Source organism: Nocardioides nitrophenolicus (assembly GCF_016907515.1).
GTDB lineage: Bacteria > Actinomycetota > Actinomycetes > Propionibacteriales > Nocardioidaceae > Nocardioides > Nocardioides nitrophenolicus.
The window spans coordinates 4,595,289-4,620,919 of sequence record NZ_JAFBBY010000001.1 but is presented as its reverse complement, the minus strand read 5'-3'; the positions used below and the strand labels follow the sequence as shown (position 1 = coordinate 4,620,919).

The window sequence follows — 25,631 nt, the reverse complement described above, 5'->3', positions numbered from 1 at the left end:
GGTGACTGACGGAAGGTCCTGGTCAGGCTCAGCCGGCGCGTCCGGTGCGTACGAGAAGCAGGTCATGCATGGAATCACCGTAGCCGCCGCACGTCGTGCCGTCGAACCAGTGTCGCACACGTCTCATATGGCAAGACTCCGGTCTCAGGATCCGTCGCGCTCACGAAGCACGGCAAGCACCTCCGGCAGCCCCTCGAGCGCCCGGCTCGCGGCCGCCTCCACCCGGGCGACCACCACCGCCGGGGCACCCGCCGACCACAGGTGGCTCGCGAGCAGCAGCGCGTCGCGGTGGTCGCCGAGCCGGCCCTGGACGTCCTTGCCCGCTCGCGCCAGACCGGGGTCCCCCACCGCCTCGGCGACATGGCGCAGCCGGCGCGCGGCCTTGCGCACGTCGTGGGAGGTCTCGCCCTCGGCCGCCCGGTCGAGGACCCTCCGCACCTCGGCACGCAGCACCGCCGCCGTCACCTTGCCGGCCGACCGACCGGCCCGGCCGGTCAGCGGGACGTCGTCGGCCCACCGCGCGAGCAGGCGGTCGAGCATCCCGGCGTCGGGCGACGCGTGCCAGTCACGCAGCACCCGGTGGGCGCCGTCGTGGGCCGCCACGAGCGGCGCCACCAGGACCGGCTCCAGGTCGGAGCGGCCCAGCTCCGCGAGCAACCGGCGGCAGTCCTCGGCCCGCACCTCCAGGTCGCGCCCCGTCCCCAGGAGCGCGCCGTACGACGCCAGGTGGGCGCGCAGCTCCCGCGCCGGCCGACGCTCGACGTAGCGACCGAAGCCCGCCAGCACGTTGCGCAGCCGACGCACCGACGTCCGCAGCAGGTGCACCGCGTCCGGCTCGTCGGCCAGCGCCGGCTCCCGCCCGCCACGGACGTCGGCGACAAGGTCGCCGATCACGCGGGTCAGCAGGTCGCCCGCCGGGGTGTCCGCCACGCCTCCCAGTCTGCCGGACGGACACCCGGTGAGCTCACCGCAGCGAGCCGAGCAGCAGTCGCACCCCCACCGGCATCGACCGACCCCAGTCGCCGTCGAGCGCGGTCACCGGGATGTCGTTGTCGGCCAGCGCCGTGGTGTCGGCGTTGCGGCGGGTCTCCACGGCCGGGGCGCCGGCCGACAGCAGGTAGGTGCCGCCGCTCGCCGGCACCTCTCCCGCGAAGGTCAGGCCCAGGTCGCTGCTGCGCCCCACCTCGGCGTTCACCGCACGGCCGAGCCGCTCGCCGGCACCCACGAACGGGTAGTTGACGTTGAGCACCAGGTCGTCGCGGAGCAGCCCGCGCCGCACCAGGCCACCGAGGAGGCGGACCGCGAAGTCCGCCGCGGCCGCGAACGGCACGTTCGGGATCTGCGCCAGGTCCCGCGGCACCTCCGCGCTCACCGCGACCGCCGGCACGGCGTACTCGTGCGCCGTGATCGCCGCGCCGACCGTGCCCGAGTGATTGAGCGTCGCTCCGATGTTCTGGCCGAAGTTCGTGCCCGACAGCACCACGTCGGGGCCGCCGCTCCAGTAGTTCCTCGCGAACCGGCTCAGCGCGACGTTGACCGCGTCGGCGGGCGAGGCCGACGGGGTCGTGGAGCCGCAGGGGCCGGCCGCGGCACACACGCCGAACACCGCCCCGCCCGCCGCTCCGCCCGCGCAGTCCCCGGCGTACGCCGTCGGCACGCTCACCGCCTGCACCGTCAGCGGCACCGGCGCGAACCCCGGCGTGGTCATCCGCGCCCCCGCGCCGCTCTGCTGGGACCACGGCGCGACCACCAGCACGTCGGCGCCCGCGGCGCACAGCGCCCGCCGCAGCACGTAGAGCCCCTTGCCGTCGGTGCCGAAGCCGGCATCGGCCCCGCGGGCGCTGTCGTCGTTGGTCAGGAGGACCTTCAGGCCGGCCAGGGGCGTGGTGGCGGGCTTCGGGGCGGCCGGCTTCGCGGCGGAGATCGCGAGCGGCGGCGAGGGGGCGGCGGTGACCGGGGCGGCGGCGACGATGCCGGCGACACCGGCCGCCAGGCCGACGCCGATCGCCAGCAGGCGCGGGAGCAGAGGGACGGAGGGGACAGGACGCATCGCGGACTCCTCGTGAGGGGTGGCAACCGAGTGGAACGCGTTCTACATTCGGGGCCCGGGTGGACACCCGTCCAAGACCCGTTCGGCATGGCACCGACCCCCGAGGCGAGATGAACATCCAACAGCTGCGGTACGTCGTCGCGACCGCCGAGCACGGCAGCATGACCGCCGCCGCCGCCGCACTGTTCGTCGCCCAGCCCGCCCTGAGCCGCGCCGTCCGCCAGCTCGAACGCGAGCTCGACCTGGCGCTGTTCGCCCGCGCCGGACGCGGCGTCGCCCTCACCCCGGCCGGCGAGACCTTCGTCCACCGCGCCCGGGCGGCGTTGGGCAGCATCGACCGGCTGCGCACCACCGCCTCGGCCGACCAGGACTCCGCGCCCCTCGTCATCGCCGCCTCGCCGACCCTGCAGGCCGCGCTCGCCATCCCGATCCTCGCCGGGCTGCGTGAGCACGGCGCGCGGATCCACGCCCGCCTGCTCGGCGCCAGCAGCTCGGCCGAGGTCGCCGAGCTGGTCGCCGCCGGACGCGCCGACCTCGGGCTCTGTGACAGCGCGGTCTCCGCCGAGCCGGCCGGCTTGGTCCGGGTCGCGATCGGCCGGGCGGAGGTGCGGCTCTACTCCCCCGCCGGCCTCGACCTGCCGGACCGGGTGACCTTCGCCGACCTGGCCGCAGTGCCGCTGGTGCTGCCGACGGCCGGGTCGGACCGGCGGGCCAGCCTCGACGCCTTCTTCGAGGGCTGCGGGATCACGCCCGAGGTGGCCGTCGAGACCGACGAGCGGCATGCCTGGCTGGCCGCCGTCAGCAGCGGCGTGGCGTCCTGCCTGTGGCACAGCCTCGATCCGCGGCGGGCGCCCCTGCCGGGCGTGGTGTCGCGGGGGTTCGACCCGCCGATGCACCGGACACTGGTCGCGGTGCAGCGGGGAGCCGACGAGCGGGCGGTCTCGCGGCACCTGCTGGAGGTGTTGCGGCAGGTCGGTGAGCTGGTGGCGTGAGTCACGCGGCGGCGTCCGGGCCGGGCGGGCAGGCCGGGCGGGCAGGCCGGGCCGGGCGGGCGCGACGTCCTTCAGGCCTCCACTGTTGAGTTGTGGCCGATCTCGCGGGAACCGGTCAGGGCAGCACCACCTCCCCCACCGGGCCGGGGTTGTAGGCGACTTCCCAGCGGTAGCCGTCGGGGTCGGCGAAGTAGCCGGAGTAGCCGCCCCAGTCACGCTGCACGGCGTCGTGGACGACGGGCGCGCCGGCGGCGCGCGCCGCGTCGAGCACCTCGTCGACGCCGGCGGGGGTGGGCAGGTTGTGGGCGATGGTGATCGGCGCGACGCCGGGGCCGCGCATGGTGACGCCGACCTCGGCCTCGAAGTGGCTGCGCTCCCACAGCGACAGCACGAGCAGCTGACCGGTCTTGAACATGAGCACCTCGCCGGGCACGTCGAGCTCGGGCACCCAGCCGAGGCCGTCGCGGTAGAAGCGCCGGGTGGCGTCGAGGTCGTCGACGGCGAGGGTGATGAAGCTGATCCGCTGATCCATGTCGAGAGCAAAGCACGGACCCCCGACAGATCCCGGGCCGGTGATCCAGAGTGACCGTCGTCACATCGACTCGTTGAGAGGGCATGCTCCCGCGTCGCTTCTCACCCCTGCTCCGCCTGCTCGGCGCGCTCACGCTCGCCGCCCCCGCCCTGGCCGTGAGCGGCCCCGCCCTGGCGGCCGGCTCCCCGACGAGCGACACGTACGACGAGTACGACGAGTACGTCGCGCTGGGCGACTCGTGGTCGGCCGACGTGGTGCTCTTCGACAAGGACGGCCTGCCGGACACGACGTACGTCCCGATCGACTGCGCGCAGTCGCACAGCAACTACCCGAAGCTGGTGGCGCGGCAGCTCGGAGTGACGACCTTCCGGGACGCGACGTGCGGGTCGGCGACGACCGACGACTTCACGCAGCCGCAGCGGCTGCCGCTCGGCGGGGTGAACCCGCCGCAGTTCGACCGGCTCACACCCACGACCGACCTGGTGACGGTGGGCATCGGCGGCAACGACGCGGGGATCGCGAGCGGGGCGATGTCGTGCATCTCGCTCTCGCCGATCGGGATCCCGGCGCCGAGCCTGCCGGTGCCGAACGTGCTGCCCCTCGTCGACCTCGGGCAGCCGCCGCTGGGCGCGTGCAAGGAGCGGTTCACCGCGGGAGGCGTCGACCGGCTGGCACAGAACATCGCGGCGTCCGAGGACAAGGTGGTCGCGGCCCTGCAGGAGATCCACCGCCGCTCGCCCGCCGCCCGGGTGCTGCTGGTCAACTACCTGGACGCGATCCCGGAGCGCGGCTGCTGGCCGGTGGTGCCGATCACGAACCCCGACATGGCCTACCTGCACGACACCTTCGCGAAGCTGAACGCGATGCTCGCCCGGGCGGCCGGTCGCGGCGGCGCCGAGCTGGTCGACACCCACCCGCTGAGCAGCGGACACCACGTGTGCACCGGCCCCCTCACGAGGTACGTCGAGGGCCTGGGCGTGGTCTCGCTCAACGGCCTCGCGGTGGCCGTGCCCGCGCACCCGAACTCCGCGGGAGCCCGAGCGCAGGCTCGGTCGGTGCTGGCCGCGCTGGGACGCTAGCGCGACAGCGGGCTGCGCTGGACGCCCGCGGCGTCGAAGTTCGCCGGGTCCAGCCACCGCTCGTGAGCCGCCCGGACGGCGGGCCACTCGGCGTCGGTGACCGAGAACCAGTCGGTGTCGCGGTTGCGGCCCTGGGTGACCATGTGGTTGCGGAAGCGCCCCTCCTCGACGAACCCGAGGCGCTGCGCGGCCCGCCGCGAGGGCTCGTTGAGGCTGTCGCACTTCCACTCGAAGCGGCGGTAGCCGAGGTCGAAGGCGTGCCTCATCAGCAGGTGGATCGCCTCGGTGGCGGCGCGGGTGCGCTGCAGCGCGCGGCCGAAGAGCACCCCGGCGACCTCGACCTGGCCGTGGCGTGGCTCGATCCGGGTGTAGGACGCGATGCCGGCCGCCGTACCGGCCGCCTCGCCCTCCAGCGGCACCAGCGCGAAGGTCTCCAGGCCGGGATCGTCGAGGTGCGCGGCGAGGTGCATCCACAGCTCGGGGAGGGTGCGCGGCTTCGGGATCGGGCGATAGGTCCACAGGTCGGCGTCCGCCTCGCCGCAGGTGGCGGCGAACAGCTCGGCGTAGCGGGCCGAGCCGAGCGGCTCGACGGTGACATAGCGGCCGGCTAGGACGACCGGGTCGGGCCAGGGACGCGGCTCCCAGTCCGGCACCGGCGCGCCGATCCGCTGACCGTGCTCGTTGGTCTCCATCGCTCGTCCCTCTCCCGATCCGGTCACTGGTAGGACACGAAGCGGACCCGCGGACGGATCTTGTGGACCGCCTTCGCGCCCATCCGGTTGAAGTCCTCGTCGTAGAACAGCTTGAACCCCATCGCGAAGAGGTCGGGGCGCGCGACGGCACGGTAGGTGGCGAGCTTCTGGGCACGGTTGCCGAAGCCGTCGACGTGCTGGACCAGCTGCAGGCCGTCGCGGGCCTTGACCCGGCCGATGTGGCGCACCATCGAGGTGCGGAACTGGTGCACGACGAGCAGCTTCTCCGGGAGGTCGTGCTCGACGACCAGCCGCGAGAGCCAGGCGCTGGTGCGGTTGACCTCACCGGCACCGACGCTGCCGATCACCCGCGCCGGGCGCTGCCCGCGGCGGACTCGCCACTCGGGGTCGATGGCCAGGCTGACATGCGGCTCGAGCAGCGCCCACTCCCAGCGCCGGGCGACCTCGAGGAAGTCCGTGCGCCCGGTCTGGAGGTCGAGCACGAGCAGCGCGCCGAGGTCGCGGGCCGCGTCGACGTACTCCTGGACGGCGGCCCGGCCGACGTCGTGGCTGAAGTCGCGGTCCTTGCCGGGATGGCCGTCGGCGACGCTGACGATCAGCTCGAACACCGGCCGGACCGGGCGGCCGGGCCGCTCGAACGGTGCGGCGGCGCGTTGGAGGCGGCGGAACGCCTTCGCCGGCGAGGTCTCGCCGAGGACGCCGAGGGAGCCGGTGCCGGGGGTGCCGTAGTAGGCGACGAGCATCCCGCGGTCCGGCAGCACCGGCTCGCTCCGCCAGCGCGGGGTGCCGGTCGGGAGCGCCGGCGCCGACGGGGCAGGTGGCTGCGGCCGGGTCGTGGCCTTCGGCGTCGCCGTGGGTACGCCGGCCCGGGGCGCGCGGTCGCGGCTGCCGTGCCCCGGGTCGGTGAACGCGGCCAGCAGCAGGGCCAGCCCCAGGATGAGGACGGCGGCGATGCGGTGCGGTCCGGTCACCAGCGGGCGCGCAGGGCGGCGTCGGTGGCGGAGGACTCCGGGTCGGTGGCGTCGCGCACGAAGACCGCGGTGATCGCGCCGCCGCGCTCGTCGTGCGCCGTGCGCAGCGCCCGCCAGGAGGCGAGGTTGGGATGCTCGACCTCGGTGCAGGCGCTCGCCGGGGCGAGCGCGGTGATCGCCTCGTCGAGCTGCTGACGGCTCAGCTCGAGGGTCGCGGTGGCGCCGTCGTACTTGAGGACGGTCGCGAGGACCACCGCCGCCAGGGCGTGCTGGCCGCCGGGGAGGTTGACGTGGCCGGGCTCGCCGTCGAGCGCCACCGTCCAGGAGTACGGCGCCCGCCAGCCGTCGATCTGGCCGGCCAGCCGCTCCCGGATCCGGCCGAGGCCGGCGAGGGTCGTCCACTCGTCGAGCGGGTCGAAGTCGAAGGCCGGCAGCCCGTCGATGCTGGTGCGGTTCTTGCGGCGGCGGTAGTCGGCCGAGCCCTCGACGCCCTTGCGGCCGAAGTAGCGCGGCAGCAGGTCGCGCTCGCCGACGTAGTCCATCAGCGGGACGCCGTAGCCGCACGCGTCGGAGATCCGCTCGATGTCGACCACGATCACCGCCCGGGCGCCGGGCACGTCCTCGAAGCGGGCGGCCAGGTCGGCGTACTCCTCGTCGTAGCGCGACACCACGCGGCCCCGGCCGTGGAAGCGGACGATGTTGGGCGCGCCGTCGAAGGCACAGAACATGACGACGATCCGCCCGTTCTCACGCAGGTGGGCGATGGTCTCGCTGCCACTGCCCGACGTGTCGACCCAGGCGAAGGTCCGCTCGTCGACGAGCCCGAAGGTGCCGGGGATGCCGCGGGGCGAGACGTTGACGTGACCCTCGGCGGCGAGCGGCGAGGTGCCGACGAAGAACACGTGCTGGCGCTCGACGAACGACCGCAGCCGCCCGTCGACGGTCGCGTAGACCTTGCCCACGGCTCAGTCCGGGACGCGGCGGTACGCGCCGTCGGAGGCCGCGGTGGCCATCGACGCGTAGGCCCGCAGCGCGGCGGAGACGTAGCGGTCGCGGTCGAGCGGGGTGTACGGCTTGTCGCGCTTCTCCTGCAGCACCCGGCGCTCGGCGAGGACGTGGTCGTCGACGTCGAGGTGGATGCTGCGGTTGGGGATGTCGATCGAGATCGGGTCGCCGTCCTCGATGAGCGCGATCACGCCGCCGCCGGCGGCCTCGGGTGAGATGTGGCCGATGGACAGCCCGCTGGTGCCGCCGGAGAACCGGCCGTCGGTGATCAGCGCGCACTTCGCGCCCAAGCCGCGGCCCTTGAGGAAGGCCGTCGGGTAGAGCATCTCCTGCATGCCGGGACCGCCCTTGGGGCCCTCGTAGCGGATGACGACGACGTGCCCGGCCTCGACCTTCTTGCTCAAGATGCCCTCGACGGCGGCGTCCTGGGACTCGAAGACGATCGCGGTGCCGTGGAAGACCAGCGCCTCCTCGGCGACGCCCGCGGTCTTGACGACGCAGCCGTCGACGGCGACGTTGCCGCTGAGGATCGCCAACCCGCCGTCGGCGGAGTAGGCGTGCGCGAAGTCGCGGATGCAGCCCTCGGCCGCGTCGGTGTCGAGCTCGCCCCAGCGGTTCTCGGTGGAGAACGGCTCGGTCGTGCGGACCCCGCCGGGGGCGGCCTGGAACAGCTCGAGCGCCTCGGCCGAGGGGCTCTCGCCGCGGATGTCCCACGCGCCGAGCCAGGTGTCGAGGTCGGGCGAGTGGACCGAGTGGACGTTCTCGTGGAGCGCGCCGCCGCGGCGCAGCTCGCCGAGCAGGGCCGGGATGCCGCCGGCGCGGTGGACGTCCTCCATGTGGAACTTCGGGGAGTTGGGCGCGACCTTGGACAGGCACGGCACCCGGCGCGAGATCGCGTCGATGTCGTGGACGTTGAAGTCGAGCTCGGCCTCGCGGGCCGCGGCCAGCAGGTGCAGCACCGTGTTGGTCGAGCCGCCCATCGCGACGTCGAGCGCGACGGCGTTCTCGAACGCCTCGCGGGTGGCGATGTTGCGCGGCAGGACCGACTCGTCGTCGTTGTCGTAGTAGGCGCGGCACAGGTCCATCACGACCCGCCCGGCCTCCTCGAACAGCGCCCGGCGCTTGGCGTGGGTCGCCAGGGTGGAGCCGTTGCCGGGCAGGGAGAGCCCGATCGCCTCGGTCAGGCAGTTCATCGAGTTGGCCGTGAACATGCCCGAGCAGGACCCGCAGGTCGGGCACGCCGAGCGCTCGATCACGTCGAGCTGCTCGTCGCTGACCGCGTCGTTGGCCGACGCCGACATCGCGTCGACCAGGTCGAGCTTGCTGTGGACGATGCCCTCGATGGCCACCGTCTTGCCGGCCTCCATCGGGCCGCCGGAGACGAAGACGACGGGGATGTTGAGTCGCAGGGCGGCCAGCAGCATGCCGGGCGTGATCTTGTCGCAGTTGGAGATGCACACGATCGCGTCGGCGCAGTGGGCCTGGACCATGTACTCGACCGCGTCGGCGATCAGCTCGCGGCTGGGCAGCGAGTAGAGCATGCCGCCGTGGCCCATCGCGATGCCGTCGTCGACCGCGATCGTGTTGAACTCCTTCGCGACACCGCCGGCGGCGACGACCGACTCCGCGACGATCTTGCCGAGGTCACGCAGGTGGACGTGACCGGGGACGAACTCGGTGAACGAGTTCGCGATGGCGATGATCGGCTTGCCGAAGTCCGAGTCGGTCATGCCGGTCGCGCGCCACAAGGCGCGCGCGCCGGCCATGTTGCGGCCCGAGGTGGACGTCGCGGAACGAAGGGTGGCCATGGCGCAAGGCTACGCCTGTGGGCCATGCCACCCGGACCCGATCTCAGCCTTGGTCCACGCTCAGCCCTGCTCGGCCGCGGCCTTCAGCGAGGCCAGCCCCTTCTCGAAGTCCTTGGCGATCGCCTTGTCGAAGAACAGCCGACCCAGGACGGCGAAGAGCAGGTTGCGCCGACCGCTCATGGTCCACGCCACCCGGGTGGCGTCGCCGACCGGCGTGAGGTCGAAGGTGACCACATTGGTCGCCTTGAAGGGCTTGAGGAACTCCAGGTCGACGACGACCTGCTCGGGGGTGAGGGAGGTGAGCGTCATCCGGCCCTCGCCGGCCTGCTTGTTCCCCGCCCAGGCGTACGTCGACCCGACCCCGGCGCCGTCGTAGGTGCGCCTCAGGTCGGGGTCGAGTCCCTCCCAGGGCGACCACCTCACCCAGGCGCGGAAGTCGTCGATGAGCGCGTGCACGGTGGCGGGCGGCGCGGCGATCGTGGTCTCGTGGGTCTGGGAGAAGGCGGGCACGGCGTCAGCCTAGAAGTCCCCGACCTTGACCGACATCACGTCGGGCAGGTCGGCGGCGATCTGGCGCCACGACTCGCCGTCGTCGGCGGAGGCCCACACCGAGCCGTTGCGGGCGCCGAAGTAGAGCCCGGCGGGGTCGTGGGAGTCGACGCAGAGGGCGTCGCGCATGACGCCGACGTAGAAGGCGTCGGGCAGGCCGGGGCCGTAGGGGGTCCAGCTCTCCCCCGCGTCGTCGGAGCGCCAGACCCGGGCCCGGGCGTCGGGCGGGTAGCGGCGGTCGCCGCCGCCCAGTGGGAACACCCAGATCGTGTCGGGCCGGTGGGGGTGGACCACGATCGGGAACCCGAAGTCGCTGGGCAGGTCGTCGCCGATCGAGGTCCACGAGCCGCCCTCGTCGTCGGAGCGGTAGACGCCACCGTGGTTCTGGGCGTAGAGCCGCTCGGGCCGGCTCGGGTGGCGGGTGACCTTGTGGACGCACTGGCCGAACGCGGGATAGCGCTGGTCCTCGGGCAGGAAGTCGGCACGGATGCCCTGGTTGCGCGGCTCCCACGAGGCGCCGCCGTCGGTGGTGCGGTAGACCCCGCCGGTGGAGATCGCGACGGTCATCGAGGCGGGGTCGGTGGGATGGGGCAGCACGGTGTGGAACGCCTGGCCGCCGAAGCCGGCGCCCCACTCGGGGCGGTGGGGGTGGTTCCACAGCGCCTCCTCGAGCGCGAAGCTGGCGCCGCCGTCGCGGGAGGTGAAGACCGCGCCGGGCTCGGTGCCGGCGTGGAGGACGCCCTCGCCGACGCCGGGGACGACCTGCCAGATCCGCTCGACCGTCGCGCCCGCGCCCTCCGGGAACCGGATCGCGCCGTTGGGGGTCTCCTGCCAGCTCTCGCCGAGGTCGTCGGACCAGCGCAGCTGGGGACCGAGCCAGCTCGACGAGGCGCCGGCGAACAGCCGCGGGGCCGCGCCGCGGGTGTCGACGAGGCAGGAGTAGACCTCCTCCATGTCGTGGTGGGGCCCGGTGAACTCCCAGTCGTCGCGGTCCTCGGACCGGCCCACCCAGAGCCCCTTGCGGGTGCCCGCCATCACGATCGTGGTCATCGTTCCTCCTGGTCTCCGGCGCGGCTCGAGCTCGTCTCCGTCTGCTCCCACCCACTGTGACCCCGACCCCCGACGGAAATCATCGCCACTCGGGAATTTCTTGTGTCCGTACCGGCCACGGATGTAGCCGGACCGGTCCGGCCAGCACGCTGGGCCCATGACGACGCTGCTCGCCACCCTGGTGCTCGTGCCCGACCGCAGCGACGAGGTTCTCACCCGGCTGCGCAGCGAGGTGGCGCCCTGGCTGCGCCGGCTGCCCGGGTTCGTGACCAGCCGGTGGCTGCTGGCCGCCGACCACGATCGCTGCACCGTGCTGGTCGAGCTGGCCGACGCGGCCGCCGTGCCCGACCTCGAGGCGGCGCTCGAGCCGGGCGCCCACGACACCGCCCGGTCGTGGTGGTGCGAGCGGCTGGAGGCGGTGGAGGACCTCGGCCTGGCCGCCCGGCCCGGCATCACGTTGTAGGGGCCTCCAGCTGCGCGGCCAGCTCGCCGCGGTCGGCGCAGCCGGTGCGCTGCAGCAGCCGCGCGACGTGCGTCTCCACGGTGCGCACGGACAGGTAGAGCCGCTCCGCGATCTGCTTGTTCTGCAGCCCCTCGGCGACCAGCCGCAGCACGTCGTGCTCGCGTGCGGTCACCCCCAGCCGGTGCAGGTGGGCGGGCACGGCGGCCGCACCCGCCGCCTTCCGCGGTACGGCGAAGCCCGCCTCGCGCATGGCCACCCGGCATCCCGACGCGGCCTCGGTGAGGTCGTAGCCGACCAGGCCGTCGAGGCAGTGCCGGAACCAGGCCTCGGGACTCCCCCAGCCGTCGCGGGCGGCGGCGACCGCGACGAGCAGCCGCGCGTGCAGCTCGGGCCACGGCTCGCGGCCGGGCAGGCCCCACTCGGCGTCCGCGAACACCCGCTCGGCACCGGCGCGGTCGCCGGCGCGGCCCAGGGCGATCGCGTCGGCGTACCCGAGGGCGAAGGCGTTGTGGGGGCTGTTGGCCTGGGGTCCGGCGCGCACCTCCTCGCGCGCCGCCGTCCCGTCGCCGTGCGCTGTCTCCAGGAGCGCCCAGAAGCCGCGCAGCGAGAACGGCATGCTGGGCGTGCGGCGGTGGTACTCCATGGCGGTCGCGAGCTGGCCCCGCGCGTCGTCGTAGCGCCCGTGGGCGAGGGCGACGAAGGAGCGGACGTGCCCCGGGATCCCCACCAGCCGCAGCGCCTCGTCCATCGGCAGCGCCCCCGCCGTCGCGATGTCGGCCTCCATCTCCTCGGCGCGGCCGGCGAGGCCGTGGGTCGCGGCGCGCAGCAGGTAGGCCATCGGCAGCTCGGGGAGCCGCAGCCGGTCCATCATCGAGATCGCGTTGTCGATCGCGGCCATCGCCTCGTCGAGGTCGAGATAGCGGATCCGCACCAGGTTGAGATCGATCTCGATCCGCGCGGCGACCGCGATCGCGCCCGCGTCGAGCGCGACCCGCCGGGCGGCGACCAACCGCTCCTCGGTGGGGCGCCGCGCGGCCAGGTCGAGGGCGCCGAGGGCCGCGAGCAGCCGGCACCGCCACAACGGCAGGTCGTGGGCGTCGGCGATCCGGTAGCCGGCCTCGAACGCCTCCTCGCCGGCGACGTGGTCGCGGGCCCGGGTGGCGCGGCCGAGCACCTCCCAGGCCTCGCACGCGATCTCCGGACGGTCCTCCCCGACCGCCGCCAGCACCGCGGTGGCCCGCTCGGCCGCGGCCCGGTCGTCCTCGCGGCCCAGCGCGAGCCGCGCGGCCAGCACGTCCTCCTGCACCGGGTCGTGGCCCGCGGCGACGGCCAGCATCGCCTCCGCCTCGTCCCACCGGCCCCCGGCCAGCAGCGCCCGCCCCAACCGGATCCGTACGGCGGCCAGCCGGCCCGGATCGCCGGCCAGCTCCTCGGCGAGCCGCTCCCCCGCCTCCAGCGCGTGGGGGACGTCGCCCGCGAGCGCGTGCACCTCGACCTCGGCCTCGCGCACCCGGCTCTCCGGCTCGGTGCCGGGCGCGCACCCCCGCAGCGCGCGGCGGATCGCCTCCCCGGCACTGACCAGGGCGCCGCGGCCGATGGCGTCGCGCGCCGTCGCCAGCCACAGCTCGACGGCGCGGGCGTCGTCCCCCGCGGCCTCGAACAGCTCGGCGAGCTGGTGGTGGTCGTCCGCGGAGTCGGTCGAGCGGCCGGCCAGCGCGGCTGCGAGCAGCCCGGCCAGGCGGGCCCGCTCGGGCGCGAGCAGCCCGGACAGCACGGCCTCCCGGGTCAGCGCGTGCCGGAAGCCGAACCGGTCGGGCGGGACGGCCACGACCAGCCGCTGGTCGCGCAGCTCCCGGAGCGCGGTCGCGACGTCGGTGTCGGACAGGGCCAGCGCCTCGGCGACCAGCCGCCAGTCGAACTCGGCCCCGAGCATCGCGGCGGCGGTCGCGAGCTCCCGCCCGGCGGGGCCCACCTCGGCGAGCCGGGCCTCGACCGAGCGCGCGAAGGGGCGCGGCACCAGCACCGGGAGCGGTCCGTCGAGCTGCCCGGCGTCGCTGAGGTCGGCGAGCATCTCCTCGACGAAGAGCGGGTACCCGGCGCTGTAGCGCTGCAGCCACGCCACCACCGCGTCGCTGGGCTCGTCGCCGAGACAGGCGCGGGCCAGCGCGGCCACGTCGTCGTCGGCCAGCGGGAGCAGGTCGACGATCTCGGTGGAGTGGCGCCACTGCAGCGCGGTGACCAGCTCGTTGGCGGCGGGCGACTCGTGCAGCCGGCTGGTGACCAGCACCAGCAGCGGCACCTCCCGGGTGTTGTCGGCGAGGTACTCGACCAGGGCCAGCGTCTCCGGGTCGGCCCAGTGCAGGTCCTCGATGAGCAGGAGCAGGCCCCGCGCGGGCACGGTCCGGGCCAGCCGCAGCAGCGCCTCGCCGAGCAGCATGACCGAGGAGGCGGCGTCGGGCGCGACCGGACCGAGCTGCGGCGCGAGCCGCGCGAGGGTGGGCAGGTAGGGCGCCAGCAGCCGGTCGTCGGGCACCTCGTGGGTGCGCAGCCAGCCGAGGAGGGCCTCGCTGAGCGGTCGGAGTGGGGTCGGCGTACCGGAGGGGACGGCGCGACCGGACAGCACCTCGACGCCGGCCTCGGCGGCATCGGCGGCCAGTGCGCTCGCGAGCCGCGACTTCCCGATCCCGGGGTCTCCGCGGAGCACCCACAGCCCGCCCCGGCCCTCGCCGAGCTCGTCGAGCGCACCACGCAGGCGCGCGCGTTCGGCGGTCCGAGACACGAGCACCGGGGAGCGCACGTCGGCATCGTAGGGCGTTCGCTGCGCCTTGGCTCGGTGTTCGCTCCGTGCTGCCCGGCGTTGGTTGCGTGGTGCGCGCGGATGTGGCCGCACCCTCGTCGCGACGAACGTAGGAGTCACCGGGCCACCGGAGCTCCGCGGAGAAAGTCCTCGGAAATCTGCAAGGTCCTGCCGGCGGGTCGCTCCTATCCCCGTCGATTCCCCCCTTCAGCGAAAGGCAGCACCATGCGTACCCACCTTCTCGGTCTCACCACCGCCGCACTCGCCGTCGGCACGCTCGCCCTCACCGGCAGCCCCGCCCAGGCCGTGGACGGCATCGACGGCGGCAACATCAGCGGCTCCGGCGACGTGCCCACCTCGGTCGACGTCGCCGCCTTCGGCTCCGGTGACGCACTGGCCGCCTGGACCAAGGAGGTCGTCGGCGGCACCAAGGTGTACGCCGCCATCGCCACCGACGGCGTCTGGGGCGCCCCCAAGCAGGTCACCGCCGCCGCGGTCACCGACGCCCACGACGTGCACGCCGTCGCCAACGACAACGGGGACCTCGCCGTGGTGTGGAACCAGACGATCGGCGGTGAGCAGAAGGTCCGTGGCTCGCGCTATCTCGCCAACGGCAGCTGGGACGGCTCGACCCTGCTCAGCGCCAGCACCGACATCACCACGATCAACGCCATCGACGCGGGCATCGACGGCAGCGGACGCGTGCACGTCGCCTTCGGCACCGAGCACGTGAACGTGGACCGGGTCCAGACCTCGGCCTGGCCCAAGGGCGGGAGCCCCGTCATCGACACCTTCGGGTTCCACACCTACGACCCGTCGCTGGACGTGAACCCGGCCGGCGACGTGCTGATGTCGTACTACTCGAACGAGGGCGGCCAGGACACGATCCTGGTCACCCGTCGGAACGCCGCGGTGGGCTGGCTCGGCCCGAAGCCGGTGGTCTGGCTCGGCGACACCCAGAACGAGACCCGGGCCGAGCTGGCCGACGACGGCAGCGGAGCGGTGCTGCTCGGCGGCATCGAGGCCGCCAAGACCCGGGCCCTCGTGGTGCGGGTGAGCGCCAACGGCACGCTCGGCAACACCGAGCTGGTCTCGCCGGCCGGAGTGCCCACGTCGCACCGCGACCTCGCCGTCAGCCCCAACGGCACGATGCAGGCGACCTGGAGCGCGTTCGAGAACGGCAACACCTACGTGATCCGCTCCGCCGTGGCCAAGCCCGGCCAGGTCTTCGGCACCGGCGCGCTCGCCGAGCCGAAGACGATCACCAGCCAGGCGCACCGCGGCCTGATCTCCGACCGCGGCCACCAGGTCGTCGTCCACAACGACGCCGACGAGCTCACCCTGCGCTACCGCACCAACCCGGCCTTCCTGTTCAACGAGTACGACGGCGGCGCCGCCGACGGCCCGTTCGCGGCCGACCTGGACCGCGAGGGCAACGCCGTGGCGGTCGGCGTGGTGGAGAACGGCTTCAACTCCTTCGTCCAGGCCGACTTCCTCGACCTGACCGGTCCGGTCGCGACGGTCACCGCCCCCGGTCCGGTCGCCGCCGGCCCCGGCTTCGACGTCGCCTGGACGGTCACCGACTCGCTGTCGGGCGTGAAGAGCACCGACGTGCTGGTCCGCTCCGCGGCCTGGAACGGCGGCTTCGGCCCCCAGCAGGTGATCGCGAACGACGTCACCACGTCCTCGCAGCCCTTCGCCGGCGCCTTCGGCGGCACCTACTGCTTCGAGGCCCAGGGCAGCGACAAGGCCAACAACCTCGGCTTCCGCTCCGCGGAGCGGTGCACCACCGTCCCGCTCGACGACACCGCCCTGGCCGGCAAGAAGTGGAAGCGGGCCGCCCAGGCCGGCGCCTTCAACGGCACCGCCACCAGCACCAAGAAGAAGGGCCGCAAGCTGGTCCTGGCCGGCGTCCAGGCCCGTCAGGTCGACCTGATGGTCGGCACCGCCAAGAAGGGCGGCAAGGTCAAGGTCTACTGGAACGGCAAGGTCGTGAGGACCGTCAGCCTCAAGGGCAAGGCCGGCCGCGCGAACGTGCGGGTGCTGGACCTCGGCAGCGTCCAGACCGGCACCCTCAAGGTCAAGGTCGTCAGCAAGAACGGCCGCAAGGTCACCATCGACGGCGTCGTCGCCGCGAAGTAGTCATCGCATCCAGCAGCACCGCGGGAGCGACGGACCGCCGGCCAGTGGGGGCCGGCGGTTCGTCGCATCCGGCTGAGACGTCCTACCTTTCTCCCGTGCAGACGACGCCCCGCCACGGCCCGCCCCTCGGGCTGGCGATCGGGCTGGTCCTGCTCGGGATCGGGTCGGTGCAGCTCGGAGCCGGATTCGCGAAGCTGCTCTTCGACGACATCGCCCCCAACGGGGTGGTGTGGCTGCGGCTGGCGACCAGCTCGCTGGTGCTGCTGCTGTGGGCCCGGCCCCGGCTGCGCGGACGCAGTCGGGAGGACTGGCTGGTCGCGGCCCGGTACGGCGCCTGCCTGGGGGCGATGAACTGGGGCATCTACCAGTCGTTCTCCAGGATCCCGATCGGCGTCGCGGTCACCATCGAGTTCATCGGCCCCCTGGTCCTCGCCGCGATCGGCTTCCGCCGGCCCCGCGACCTCGGCTGGGTGGTGCTGGCGGCGCTCGGGGTGCTGCTGCTCGGCTTCGAGCGGGGCCACCTCGACCCGCTCGGCGTCCTGTACGCCGTCCTCGCGGGCGCGGCCTGGGCCGGCTACATCCTGTCCAGCGCGGCGACCGGCCGGCGCTGGGAGGGGATCGACGGGCTCGGCGTGGCCAGCCTGGTCGCCGTGCTGCTGCTCACCCCGCTGCTGCTCACCGTCGACACCGCGGACCTGGCCGACCAGCGGGTGCTGCTGCTGGGCGCAGCGGTCGGCCTGCTCAGCTCGGTGGTGCCCTACAGCGCGGAGCTGGCCGCTCTGCGCACCCTGCCGGCCGCCACCTTCGGGGTGCTGATGAGCCTGGAGCCGGCGGCCGCGGCGCTGGCCGGGCTGGCCGTCGTCGGCGAGTCGCTGGCCCCCGTGCAGTGGGCGGCGATCGGGTGCGTGGTGGTCGCCAGCGTGGGCGCGACCCGGGCCACCCGGGCGGAGGTTCATCCAGATGTCACTCCGACGTGACCTCCACCGCCCACCGCGGTCGTAGATTCGGTACTCCGCCGTCCCCCATCCGGAGCTGACACCCCCATGTCACTGCCTGAGCCCCTGACCCGTCTCGTCCACACCTGGTCCGTCGCCCTCCAGCAGCAGGCCCGCCGCAACGCCATGGTCGCGCTCACCGCGTGCACCCAGCGCCGCGCCGAGCGCGAGGACGTCGAGACCTTCCTCGCCGCCCGAGCCGGCGCCCGTCGTACCGTCCTCGGCGAGGGCTCCGTCTCGCTGCACGCCTGACGTCCGCGCTCCCGGGCCCGGGGTCCGGCACAATCGGCGCCATGTCGACCTCCGCTCCCCGGCCCGAGCAGCGCGTTCGGACGGCGTCGATCGCCTTCCGCGACATCCTGTCCGACGACGGGACCCACGTCCGCGCCTGGACCAACGACCCCGACGGGGAGATCGACGGGCCCACCGTCGTGCTCTGCAACGGGCTGGGCACCAACCCCTACCTGTGGCCCTGGCTGCTCGAGCCCGACTGCGGCGTGCGCGTGGTGTCGTGGAACCACCGCGGCGTCGGCGGCTCGGAGCGCCCGGCCGACCCGAAGCACGTCGAGATCGAGCACTTCGTCCAGGACGGGCTCTCCGTCATGGACCACTTCGGCATCGACAGCGCCGTGCTCATGGGCTGGTCGATGGGCGTCAACACCGCCTTCGAGCTGACCTACCGCCACCCCGAGCGGGTCCGCGGCATCTTCGCGATGTGCGGCGTCCCCGGCGACACCTTCGCCACCATGCTCGGCCCGCTGCACCTGCCCCGGCTGATCGCCCGCGCCGTGACCGTCAACGCGTGCCGGGTCGCCCGCCACGCCGGCTGGGCGGTCAACCCGATCGTGCGCAACCTGCCGATGACGCCGGGCGTGGTCCGGCTCCTCGGCCGGACCGGGTTCATGTTCCCGATGGCCGACCCCGAGGCCGCCGCGGTCGGCCTCCAGGAGTTCCTCACCACGCCGGTCGACTGGTACGCCCACCTGGCGATCAGCACCTCCCGGCACCCGCGGGTGCGGCTGAGCCGGATCAACGTGCCGACCATGTTCGTCGCGGCGACCTGGGACGTGCTGGCCGGTGCCCGCGACATGGCCAGCGCGTCCGAGCGACTGACCGAGACCGGCAAGCAGAGCTCGTACGTCGAGCTGCGCGGCTCCCACTTCGTCCAGCTGGAGCAGCCCGAGCGGGTGCACGGCCTGCTGCTGGAGTTCCTGGAGCAGCTGTCGTGAGGCGCCTGGCCGGGGCCGCCGGGCTCGCCGCGCTGGCGGTCCTCGCCGCCGGCTGCGGCCAGGGCGGCAACGTCAGCGAGGTCGACGTGAGCGGCACCGCCACCGCCGCCCCGACCGGGTCGGTCGTCGACGGGAAGGTCATCTTCACCATCGACGGCGTCCCCGACGTCGTCGCCACGGTGGCGAGCGGGCTGGCGACGCCGTGGGGCATCGACTTCCTTCCCGACGGCCGCGGCGTGGTGACCGAGCGCGACAGCGGCCGGGTGCTGCTCGTCACCCCGCCGGCCGTCGCTGGCAACGGCGAGACGACCGAGGACGAGGGCGAGGTGGTCGAGGTCGGCACCATCCCCGAGACCGCACCCGGCGGCGAGGCCGGCCTGCTCGGCGTCGCGGTCTCCCCCGCCTTCGCCTCCGACCACCTGGTCTACTTCTACGTCTGCACCGACGACGACAACCGCGTGGTCCGGGCCACGCTGACCGCGGACGGCCTCGGTCCGGTCGAGCCGGTCCTCACCGGCATCCCCAACGGCCGGATCCACGACGGCGGCCGGCTGGCGTTCGGCCCCGACGGCTTCCTCTACGTCTCCACCGGTGAGACCGGCGACGAGGAGCTCGCCCGCGACCGGAAGTCGTACGCCGGGAAGATCCTGCGGATCACCGCCGACGGGCAGCCCGCCCCCGGCAACCCCTTCGGCGACGCCGTGTGGTCCTGGGGTCATCGCAACGTCCAAGGCCTCGCCTGGGACGACGAGGGCCTGCTCTGGGCCTCCGAGTTCGGCGACGCCGAGGCCGACGAGCTCAACCGGATCGTGCCCGGTGAGGACTACGGCTGGCCGGTCGTCGAGGGCACGGGCGGCCCCGCGAAGTACGCCCAGCCGCTGCTCACCTGGTCTCCCGACGAGGCGTCCCCGTCCGGGCTCGCCTACGCCGGCGGATACCTCTGGATGGCCGCGCTCAACGGCGAGCGACTGTGGCGGATCAAGGTCGCCGACGGCCAGGTGAGCGACCCGACGGCGTACTTCACCGGGGAGGGCGCGAAGGCCGCCGGCGAGTACGGCCGACTGCGGACCGTCGTCCGCGCGCCCGACGGCCGGCTCTGGCTGAGCACCAGCAACGAGGACGGCCGCGGCGAGCCCGGTCCCGACGACGACCGGATCCTGCTCATCGAGCCGTAGGGGTTCCGCTCCGGTCGATCCTGGCCCGGCGGGCCGCGCGGCGCAGGGTGACCAGCACCGCGGGGCCGAGCAGCACGATCGCCAGGGCGTTGGTGACCGCCCGCCCGGTGTCCCAGCCGCCGGTGGAGGTCAGCAGCGTGTAGACGACGAAGTGGTGCAGGTTCTCGAGCACCCCCGCGCCGGGGACGTACGAGATCTCGGTCGAGTCCTGCCCGGGGACCTGGATGCCGGCCATGAACGGCCACCCCTGCAGGTTCATGAGCAGCCCGTAGAGGTACGCCGAGAGCACGCCGTACGCCGCCAGCAGGGCGATCTCCGCGCGCCCGCGGACCCGGCGCGGGAGCAGTCCGGCGCCCATGCCGACCCAGGCCGCGACGAGCATCTGGAAGGGCAGCCAGGGACCGACGCCGGCGGTCATCAGGGCGGAGGCGAACAGCGAGGTGCAGCCGAGCACGAAGCCGAAGCCGGCCCCGAAGACCCGTCCACCGAGGATCAGCAGGAAGAAGACCAGCTCCAGCCCCGCCGTACCGGCGCTGACCAGGCGGAGCACGGCGTTGACCGCGCTGAGGACGCCGAGCACGGCCAGCACCCGGGCGTCCATCCCGCCCTCGCTCATCTCGGCCAGCACCACGCCCAGGATCACCGGCAGGAGGAGCAGGAAGAGGAACGGCGGGTCGACCCGCTCGGCGTCGGCCGGCACGTCGAGCAGCAGCGGCCAGGCCAGCATGAGCAGGCCGATCACCGAGGTGATCGCGAGGACCACGCCGGACCGCAGCCGCAGGGGCACGGCGGCCGTGCGGGTCCGGCTCGTCTGGCTCACCGGGCTCACCGGGCTCACCGGGCGACCTCGGCGGCCAGGCTCGCCGCCACGTCCTCGACCCGCAGCCAGCCGGCGCCGAGCACCTTGGTCACCTGGGGCGCGAACGCCGGCGACTCCAAGACGGTGGGCACCACGGGCCCGGCGGACACCACCTCGCCGTCGGCGAGCACGACCAGGTCGTCGGCGACCTGAGCGACGAACTCGACGTCGTGGGTCGCGACGAGCACGGCCCGGGCCGCCTCCGGCTCCCCCGCGAGCTCGCGCAGCAGCGCCGCGAGAGCGCGCTTGGCCGGGTAGTCGAGGCCACGGGTCGGCTCGTCGAGCAGCAGCACCGGCGGCCGGGAGGTGAGCACGATCGCCACCGCGAGCGCGAGCCGCTGCCCCTCCGAGAGGTCGCGCGGGTGGCGGTCGGGGTCGATGCCGGGGGCGAGGCGGTCGAGCAGGCCGCGACACGTCCCGGCGGCGGCTCCGGCCGACCGGTCGGCCGCGGCGCACTCCTCGGCCACGGTCTCCAGGTAGAGCAGGTCGGCGGGGCTCTGCGGCACCAGGCCGGTGGTACTCCTGCGCTCCTCGGGCCTGAGGGCCGCGGGCTCCCGGCCGGCCACGCGCACCGTGCCGGAGGCGGCGGCGTGGCGGCCCTGCAGCGCCCACAGCAGCGTGGACTTCCCGGCGCCGTTGCGGCCCATCAGGGCGGTGACGGTGCCGGGCCGCAGGCTCAAGTCGACCTCGCGCAGGACCGGGGTGCGGCCGTGGGCGAGCACCAGGCGGCGCACGTCGACGACGGGCTCCGCGGTGCCGGGCTGCTCGCGGTCGGGCGGCGCGCCCAGCCGCTCCCTCAGCGCGGGCGCGCGGCGCCGGGCGTCGCGCACGGTGAGCGGCAGCGGCTCCCAGCCGGCGAGCCGGCCCAGCTCGACGAGCGGCGGCGCGATCGGCGCGTCCCGGAGCACCACGGCGGGCTCGCCGACCTCGACCCGGCCACCCCGGTGGAGCAGGCAGAGCCGATCGGCGAAGGGCACCACCCGCTCGAGGCGGTGCTCGGCGACCAGCACCGAGACGCCGAGGTCGTGGACCAGCCGGGTGAGCGTCGCCAGCACGTCCTCGGCCGCGGTCGGGTCCAGCGCGGAGGTGGGCTCGTCGAGCACCAGCAGCCGGGGATGGGTGGTGAGCACGGCCCCGATCGCGACCCGCTGCTGCTGGCCGCCGGAGAGGGTGCGCAGGTCGCGGTGGCGCAGGTCGGCGATGCCGAGCAGGTCGAGCGTCTCCTCGACCCGGCGGCGCATGGTCGGCGCGGGCAGCCCCAGCTGCTCCATCCCGAACGCCAGCTCCTCCTCCACGGTGTCGGTGACGAACCACGCCGCGGGGTTCTGGCCGACGTACCCGATGGCGTGGGCACGCTCCCGGGCGGGCTGCTCGACGATGCTGGCGCCGTCGAGGAGCACGTCGCCGGTGAGCGTGCCGCCGGAGTACGACGGCACCAGGCCGGCCACGACGCCGAGCAGGGTCGACTTGCCGACCCCGGTCGGGCCGGCCAGGACCACCAGCTCGCCGTCGGCGACGGTCAGGTCGACGCCGTCGAGGACGGTGGCACTCGCGCCCGTCTCGGGGTCGTCGTACGTCAGGGTGATCGCGCGCAGCTCGAGCATCAGGCCAGGGCCTCCTCGCGCCGCCCGGCGGTCACGGGCAGCGGGGCCGCCCAGACCGGCAGGACGGCGACCAGAGCGGCCACCAGGGCGAGCAGCGAGACCTCCGGGCGGACCAGGACGCCGGGGTGCGCGATCGCGCTCTCCCAGCGCTGCAGCGCCCACATCCCCGCGCCCGCGGCGATGCCGGACGCCGCGACCACCAGCTCGGGGAGCCGCCAGCGGTCCGGGCGGTAACGGGTGCGCTGCACCCGCCGGCCCGCCAGCGCGAAGCCACCGAGGGCGAGCAGCATGCCGAGCACCAGCATCGGCAGCGCCAGCAGCCGCGGCGCGGTGCTGTCGAGGAAGGCGTAGACGCCGACGCAGACGCCGATCAGGCCGGCGATGATCAGCGCGCCGGTGGCGCGCCGCTGCCGGGCGCTCAGCTCGCCGGTGCGGCCGTAGCCGCGCGCATCCATCCCGGCCGCGAGGGCGAGGGACCGGTCGAAGGCGTCCTCGAGGATCGGCACCAGCAGCCGCCGAACGCCACGGATCCGCCGCCACCGCCCCGTCGGCCCCCCGCGCAGCTGCTGCGCGGCCCGCACCCGGCGCGCACTGTCGGCGAGCTGCGGGACCACGCTGATGGCGACGGTCATCGCCGTGCCGATCTCGTAGAGGGCGGGCGGCAGCGACTTCATCAGCCGCTTGGGGTTGGCCAGGGCGTTGGCGGCCCCGACCGCGATCAGCAGGGTCGCCAGGCGCAGCCCCTCGTACGTCGCCGCCAGCAGCTCCTCGCGGGTGAACGGCCCGAGGAGGGAGATCCCCGCCGCCCAGTCCGGCAGCGGGATCGTGGGGAGGGTGAACAGCACGTGCCCCGGCGCGTCCCCGCCGAGGAGCACCCGGAACAGGATCCGGACCACCAGCACCACCACCCCCAGCCAGACGTAGAGGCGGAACGAGCGGGCCCACGGCTGGTCGGAGCGGCAGGTCAGCACGACCAGGGTGACGGCGCCGAGCAGGACCAGGAGCAGCAGCGGGTTGGTCGTGCAGGAGGCGGCCACCGCGAGGCCCACCGCCCACACCCACCACGCCACGGGGTGGAGGTCCCGCGCCAGTCTCATCGCCCTCGCCGACGCAGCACGGGTACGGCGCCCGCCGCCCCGAGCACCACCACGACCAGCCCGATCCCGAGCCACGCCGGGAACCCGCCGCCGTCGTCCGTGCCGTCGGTGCTGGCCGCCGTCGCCTCGGGACCGTCGGTGATCTCGTCGATCGACGGCACGTCCGCGGTCGTCGTCGGGGTCGGCACCGCCGACGTCTCGGTCGGCATCTCGGTCGGCTGCTCGCTCGGCTGGTCGCTCGGCAGCTCGGAGGGCGTGGGGGTGCTGCTCGAGGCCGGGCTCGTGGTCGGCGTCGCCGACGTCGGTGCCGCCGACGGCTTGGCGGTGGGCTTCGGCGTGGGCTTGGTGCTCGGCTTCGGCTTCGTCGACTTGGTCGCGCCGGGTGTCGGGCTCGGAGCGACCCGCGGCGTGGGCGTCACGTCGGGCGGGGTGGCGCGACCGCTGCCCTGGTGCCAGGCGAAGGCGACGTAGCCGCCGTCGGGGACGGTGAGGTTCCCGGCCCCGGCGTCGGCGTACCACCAGGTGCCCGACTTGCCGTCGGACCACCAGAGGCTCCAGTAGGCGGTCGCGGGCGGCATGTTCACGCAGCCAGCGTCCTCCGGATAGCCGCTCACCTTGCAGATCGCACCGGCTTCGCCCGTGACGGGACTCAGCTTGTAGCCCGCAGTGTCGAACAGCGTCGCGGCTGTCTTGCCACCGCCGTTGCCGACGCATGCCGCGGAGAGGGATCCGCCGTTGAGCTCGTTGAAGTCGACGACCACGGAGACGCCCGACGAGCCGGCACAGCCTGCGGCGTGGGCCGTTGCCTGGGGAAGAAGTGCCACGGTGGCCGCGACGAGGATCGTCGCGGCCGCCGTGCGCAGTGACCTGATCGGCATCGTCACACGACCCGGGTCGTGGCCTTGCCCTTGCGGTCGGGGAACTGGCCGACGACCTTGACCGCGGCCTTGCCCTTCTTCTTGGCCTTGATCTTCACCTTGGCCACGCCCTTGGCATTGGCCGTTCCGGTGACCTTCTTCTTGCCGATCTTGACCGTCACGGACTCCCCCGCGGCGAGCCCCTTGACCTTGATCGTCGCCTTCTTGTTCGCCTTGAGCTTGGCGGCGACCTTGACCTTGAGCTTCTTGGCGTCGAGGGCCTTCAACGTCGCGGTCGCGCTCCCCCCGGCGTACGTCAGCGTGACGGTGTGGTCGGCGGTACCCGCAGGGACGGTGAGCTTGGCCAGAGCCGGAGAGGTGACGCGCTGAGATGCGCCCAGCCCCGAGACACAGACCTGCTGGCCGGGGTAGGTGCCCTGGATCGGCAGCTGGGCGGTCGTACCGGCGTCCACGAACGTCGTCAGGCTCGGCGAGCTGGACGGCAGGTAGGCAAGCGCGGGCAGGGCCGCTGCGGTCGAGCGGATCCACTGCCCCTCGGCGGTCGCCGTGATGCCGCTGGCCAGCCCCGTGGCGAGGGCGTTGTCGGAGTAGGCAACGGCACCGTTCTCGGCGTCGAGTCCGCTCGCGCAGCCGGCCAACCGGAGCGCCTGGTGAGCGGCGAGCCAGCCAGCGGCACGTGCGGCGGCGTCGGCCTTGCCGGCCTTGCCGAGAGCCCAGCCGGCCAGGCCGGTCTCGTTGGCGTTGGGGCCGAAGAGCCCGGTGGCTCCGAAGCTGCCGTCGGACGCCTGGTTCGCCACCAGCCAGGCGATGCCCTTGGCGATCGCGGCGGTGGTGGGTGCCTGCAGGCCGCTCGACGGCTGGATCTGCTGAAGCTGCAGGATGGCGATGGCCGTCGCGTCGGCCGCCGGGTCGGGCGCGGGCTGAGTGCCGCCGACGAGACGCAGGTCCTGGTTCCAGCTGCCGTCGCCGTTCTGCTGGCCCAGCAGGTAGGTCAGGGCTGCGTCCTCCTCGGGGCTTCCGACCGCGTCCAGCGCACGGACCGCGAAGGCCTGACCGAAGACGTTGGCGTAGTCGCAGTCCGGCCGCGAGACACCACCCTGGGTGGTGGTGTCCGAGATCCGGCCGGCGTCAGCACCGCTGTCGATGGTGATCGTCTCGAGCTGCGCCTCGAGCCCATCGACCGTGGCGCCGCTCCTGCCTGCCGCCTTGAGGCCGGCAAGCGCCTTCGCCGTAGCGTTCGCGTAGTACGTGTCCACCGTCGTGGAGGAGACCGGGCCGTAGGGATACGCGCAGTCGAAGGTCGTCGGGTAGCTGTCGTGAGCGGCGTAGGTCGACGCCTTGGTCTCGACCGCACTGGCGATCTGGCTCACGACCGTCGCGTCCGTGCCGCGCTCGATCAGGTCGAGCATGAGGTCGATCGAGAGTCCGACATCCGTCGACGAGGAGCCGTAGTTCTCGTAGGTGAAGAGGTGCTGGTCGTCGAGCCGGTCCACCAGCCAGGCGGCGGACAGGTCGGCAGGGGCTGTTGAAGCGGCGGCGTGCGCCACCGGCGCCGGCGCGACCGCCAGCAGGCCACCGGCGACGACGGCACCACCGGCGACGGCGGCGACCGCTCGGCGTACGAACGTGGAAGTGGACATGTG

23 protein-coding genes are annotated in these 25,631 nt (G+C 74.0%); 8 read left to right on the top strand and 15 right to left on the bottom strand.

What is annotated here, in order from left to right; translation table 11 throughout:
• Positions 1-144: 144 nt before the first annotated feature.
• Together JOD66_RS22220 and JOD66_RS22215 are read right to left on the bottom strand one after the other, a co-directional pair.
• On the bottom strand, positions 145-930 hold the full coding sequence (locus JOD66_RS22220; protein ID WP_204838997.1) for a CHAD domain-containing protein: 786 nt from the start codon (positions 928-930) through the stop codon (positions 145-147).
• 34 nt (positions 931-964) lie between these two features.
• Entirely contained in the window at positions 965-2,050 is a 1,086-nt protein-coding gene (locus JOD66_RS22215; RefSeq protein WP_204838996.1) for a 5'/3'-nucleotidase SurE, read from the bottom strand.
• Between the two features lie 110 nt (positions 2,051-2,160).
• On the opposite strand from JOD66_RS22215, the gene JOD66_RS22210 reads away from it, so the two are divergent.
• Positions 2,161-3,042: a LysR family transcriptional regulator gene (locus tag JOD66_RS22210; protein ID WP_204838995.1), complete on the top strand. Its 882-nt coding sequence runs from the start codon at positions 2,161-2,163 to the stop codon at positions 3,040-3,042.
• Positions 3,043-3,157: 115 nt separating this feature from the next.
• Here JOD66_RS22210 and JOD66_RS22205 read toward each other — a convergent pair whose 3' ends face one another.
• Positions 3,158-3,574 (bottom strand): VOC family protein, encoded by a 417-nt coding sequence (locus JOD66_RS22205; RefSeq protein ID WP_204838994.1) that lies wholly within the window; start codon positions 3,572-3,574, stop codon positions 3,158-3,160.
• 83 nt (positions 3,575-3,657) lie between these two features.
• On the opposite strand from JOD66_RS22205, the gene JOD66_RS22200 reads away from it, so the two are divergent.
• Positions 3,658-4,653 (top strand): SGNH/GDSL hydrolase family protein, encoded by a 996-nt coding sequence (locus tag JOD66_RS22200; RefSeq protein ID WP_204838993.1) that lies wholly within the window; start codon positions 3,658-3,660, stop codon positions 4,651-4,653.
• On the opposite strand, the gene JOD66_RS22195 is transcribed toward JOD66_RS22200, so the two are convergent.
• From JOD66_RS22195 to JOD66_RS22170, 6 genes are read right to left on the bottom strand one after another with little or no spacing between them, the layout of a single operon-like run.
• Complete coding sequence (locus tag JOD66_RS22195; protein WP_204838992.1) at positions 4,650-5,345, bottom strand: GNAT family N-acetyltransferase; 696 nt, start codon at positions 5,343-5,345, stop codon at positions 4,650-4,652. The two genes, JOD66_RS22200 and JOD66_RS22195, sit on opposite strands and share 4 nt — an antisense overlap.
• A gap of 23 nt (positions 5,346-5,368) precedes the next feature.
• Positions 5,369-6,337, bottom strand: coding sequence for a hypothetical protein (locus JOD66_RS22190; RefSeq protein WP_204838991.1), 969 nt, complete (start codon positions 6,335-6,337; stop codon positions 5,369-5,371).
• Positions 6,334-7,299, bottom strand: coding sequence for a pyridoxamine 5'-phosphate oxidase family protein (locus JOD66_RS28685; protein ID WP_307823658.1), 966 nt, complete (start codon positions 7,297-7,299; stop codon positions 6,334-6,336). Before JOD66_RS28685 ends, JOD66_RS22190 begins: the two co-directional genes overlap by 4 nt.
• Positions 7,300-7,302: 3 nt before the next feature.
• Positions 7,303-9,150, bottom strand: a complete 1,848-nt coding sequence (gene ilvD, locus JOD66_RS22180; protein ID WP_204838990.1) for a dihydroxy-acid dehydratase — start codon at positions 9,148-9,150, stop codon at positions 7,303-7,305.
• Between the two features lie 60 nt (positions 9,151-9,210).
• Positions 9,211-9,660: an SRPBCC family protein gene (locus JOD66_RS22175; protein ID WP_204838989.1), complete on the bottom strand. Its 450-nt coding sequence runs from the start codon at positions 9,658-9,660 to the stop codon at positions 9,211-9,213.
• Between the two features lie 9 nt (positions 9,661-9,669).
• Positions 9,670-10,749 (bottom strand): WD40/YVTN/BNR-like repeat-containing protein, encoded by a 1,080-nt coding sequence (locus JOD66_RS22170; RefSeq protein ID WP_204838988.1) that lies wholly within the window; start codon positions 10,747-10,749, stop codon positions 9,670-9,672.
• A gap of 157 nt (positions 10,750-10,906) precedes the next feature.
• On the opposite strand from JOD66_RS22170, the gene JOD66_RS22165 reads away from it, so the two are divergent.
• Complete coding sequence (locus tag JOD66_RS22165; protein ID WP_204838987.1) at positions 10,907-11,212, top strand: hypothetical protein; 306 nt, start codon at positions 10,907-10,909, stop codon at positions 11,210-11,212.
• Here JOD66_RS22165 and JOD66_RS29635 read toward each other — a convergent pair.
• The gene (locus JOD66_RS29635; protein WP_204838986.1) at positions 11,202-14,009 is read right to left on the bottom strand and encodes an ATP-binding protein; all 2,808 of its coding nucleotides are present in this window, start codon (positions 14,007-14,009) and stop codon (positions 11,202-11,204) included. The genes JOD66_RS22165 and JOD66_RS29635 overlap by 11 nt on opposite strands.
• Positions 14,010-14,234: 225 nt before the next feature.
• On the opposite strand from JOD66_RS29635, the gene JOD66_RS22155 reads away from it, so the two are divergent.
• From JOD66_RS22155 to JOD66_RS22135, 5 genes are all read left to right on the top strand, one after another.
• Positions 14,235-16,151 carry a hypothetical protein gene (locus tag JOD66_RS22155; protein ID WP_204838985.1) on the top strand — a complete coding sequence of 639 codons (1,917 nt, stop codon included), beginning with the start codon at positions 14,235-14,237 and terminating at the stop codon, positions 16,149-16,151.
• Between the two features lie 95 nt (positions 16,152-16,246).
• Positions 16,247-17,128, top strand: coding sequence for an EamA family transporter (locus tag JOD66_RS22150; protein ID WP_307823657.1), 882 nt, complete (start codon positions 16,247-16,249; stop codon positions 17,126-17,128).
• Between the two features lie 66 nt (positions 17,129-17,194).
• The gene (locus JOD66_RS22145) at positions 17,195-17,398 is read left to right on the top strand and encodes a hypothetical protein (RefSeq protein ID WP_204838984.1); all 204 of its coding nucleotides are present in this window, start codon (positions 17,195-17,197) and stop codon (positions 17,396-17,398) included.
• 41 nt (positions 17,399-17,439) lie between these two features.
• Complete coding sequence (locus JOD66_RS22140) at positions 17,440-18,375, top strand: alpha/beta fold hydrolase (protein WP_204838983.1); 936 nt, start codon at positions 17,440-17,442, stop codon at positions 18,373-18,375.
• Entirely contained in the window at positions 18,372-19,550 is a 1,179-nt protein-coding gene (locus JOD66_RS22135; RefSeq protein ID WP_204838982.1) for a PQQ-dependent sugar dehydrogenase, read from the top strand. Before JOD66_RS22140 ends, JOD66_RS22135 begins: the two co-directional genes overlap by 4 nt.
• Here JOD66_RS22135 and JOD66_RS22130 read toward each other — a convergent pair.
• From JOD66_RS22130 to JOD66_RS22110, 5 genes are read right to left on the bottom strand one after another with little or no spacing between them, the layout of a single operon-like run.
• Positions 19,537-20,370 (bottom strand): ECF transporter S component, encoded by an 834-nt coding sequence (locus JOD66_RS22130; protein WP_372442702.1) that lies wholly within the window; start codon positions 20,368-20,370, stop codon positions 19,537-19,539. The genes JOD66_RS22135 and JOD66_RS22130 overlap by 14 nt on opposite strands.
• A gap of 14 nt (positions 20,371-20,384) precedes the next feature.
• Positions 20,385-22,013, bottom strand: coding sequence for an ABC transporter ATP-binding protein (locus JOD66_RS22125; protein WP_204838981.1), 1,629 nt, complete (start codon positions 22,011-22,013; stop codon positions 20,385-20,387).
• Positions 22,013-23,110: an energy-coupling factor transporter transmembrane component T gene (locus JOD66_RS22120; RefSeq protein WP_204838980.1), complete on the bottom strand. Its 1,098-nt coding sequence runs from the start codon at positions 23,108-23,110 to the stop codon at positions 22,013-22,015. The genes JOD66_RS22125 and JOD66_RS22120 overlap by 1 nt, the downstream gene beginning before the upstream one ends.
• Entirely contained in the window at positions 23,107-23,994 is an 888-nt protein-coding gene (locus JOD66_RS22115) for a hypothetical protein (RefSeq protein ID WP_204838979.1), read from the bottom strand. The genes JOD66_RS22120 and JOD66_RS22115 overlap by 4 nt, the downstream gene beginning before the upstream one ends.
• Positions 23,991-25,628, bottom strand: a complete 1,638-nt coding sequence (locus JOD66_RS22110) for a hypothetical protein (protein WP_204838978.1) — start codon at positions 25,626-25,628, stop codon at positions 23,991-23,993. Before JOD66_RS22110 ends, JOD66_RS22115 begins: the two co-directional genes overlap by 4 nt.
• Between the last annotated feature and the right edge of the window lie 3 nt (positions 25,629-25,631).

Coding starts and splice junctions, on each gene's coding strand:
- JOD66_RS22165 (WP_204838987.1), top strand. CDS start 10,907: ATGACGACGCTGCTCGCCACCCTGGTGCTCGTGCCCGACCGCAGCGAC.
- JOD66_RS22195 (WP_204838992.1), bottom strand. CDS start 5,345: ATGGAGACCAACGAGCACGGTCAGCGGATCGGCGCGCCGGTGCCGGAC.
- JOD66_RS22110 (WP_204838978.1), bottom strand. CDS start 25,628: ATGTCCACTTCCACGTTCGTACGCCGAGCGGTCGCCGCCGTCGCCGGT.
- JOD66_RS22210 (WP_204838995.1), top strand. CDS start 2,161: ATGAACATCCAACAGCTGCGGTACGTCGTCGCGACCGCCGAGCACGGC.
- JOD66_RS22215 (WP_204838996.1), bottom strand. CDS start 2,050: ATGCGTCCTGTCCCCTCCGTCCCTCTGCTCCCGCGCCTGCTGGCGATC.
- JOD66_RS22155 (WP_204838985.1), top strand. CDS start 14,235: ATGCGTACCCACCTTCTCGGTCTCACCACCGCCGCACTCGCCGTCGGC.
- JOD66_RS22120 (WP_204838980.1), bottom strand. CDS start 23,110: ATGAGACTGGCGCGGGACCTCCACCCCGTGGCGTGGTGGGTGTGGGCG.
- JOD66_RS22170 (WP_204838988.1), bottom strand. CDS start 10,749: ATGACCACGATCGTGATGGCGGGCACCCGCAAGGGGCTCTGGGTGGGC.
- ilvD (WP_204838990.1), bottom strand. CDS start 9,150: ATGGCCACCCTTCGTTCCGCGACGTCCACCTCGGGCCGCAACATGGCC.
- JOD66_RS22200 (WP_204838993.1), top strand. CDS start 3,658: ATGCTCCCGCGTCGCTTCTCACCCCTGCTCCGCCTGCTCGGCGCGCTC.
- JOD66_RS22140 (WP_204838983.1), top strand. CDS start 17,440: ATGTCGACCTCCGCTCCCCGGCCCGAGCAGCGCGTTCGGACGGCGTCG.
- JOD66_RS22145 (WP_204838984.1), top strand. CDS start 17,195: ATGTCACTGCCTGAGCCCCTGACCCGTCTCGTCCACACCTGGTCCGTC.
- JOD66_RS22125 (WP_204838981.1), bottom strand. CDS start 22,013: ATGCTCGAGCTGCGCGCGATCACCCTGACGTACGACGACCCCGAGACG.
- JOD66_RS22205 (WP_204838994.1), bottom strand. CDS start 3,574: ATGGATCAGCGGATCAGCTTCATCACCCTCGCCGTCGACGACCTCGAC.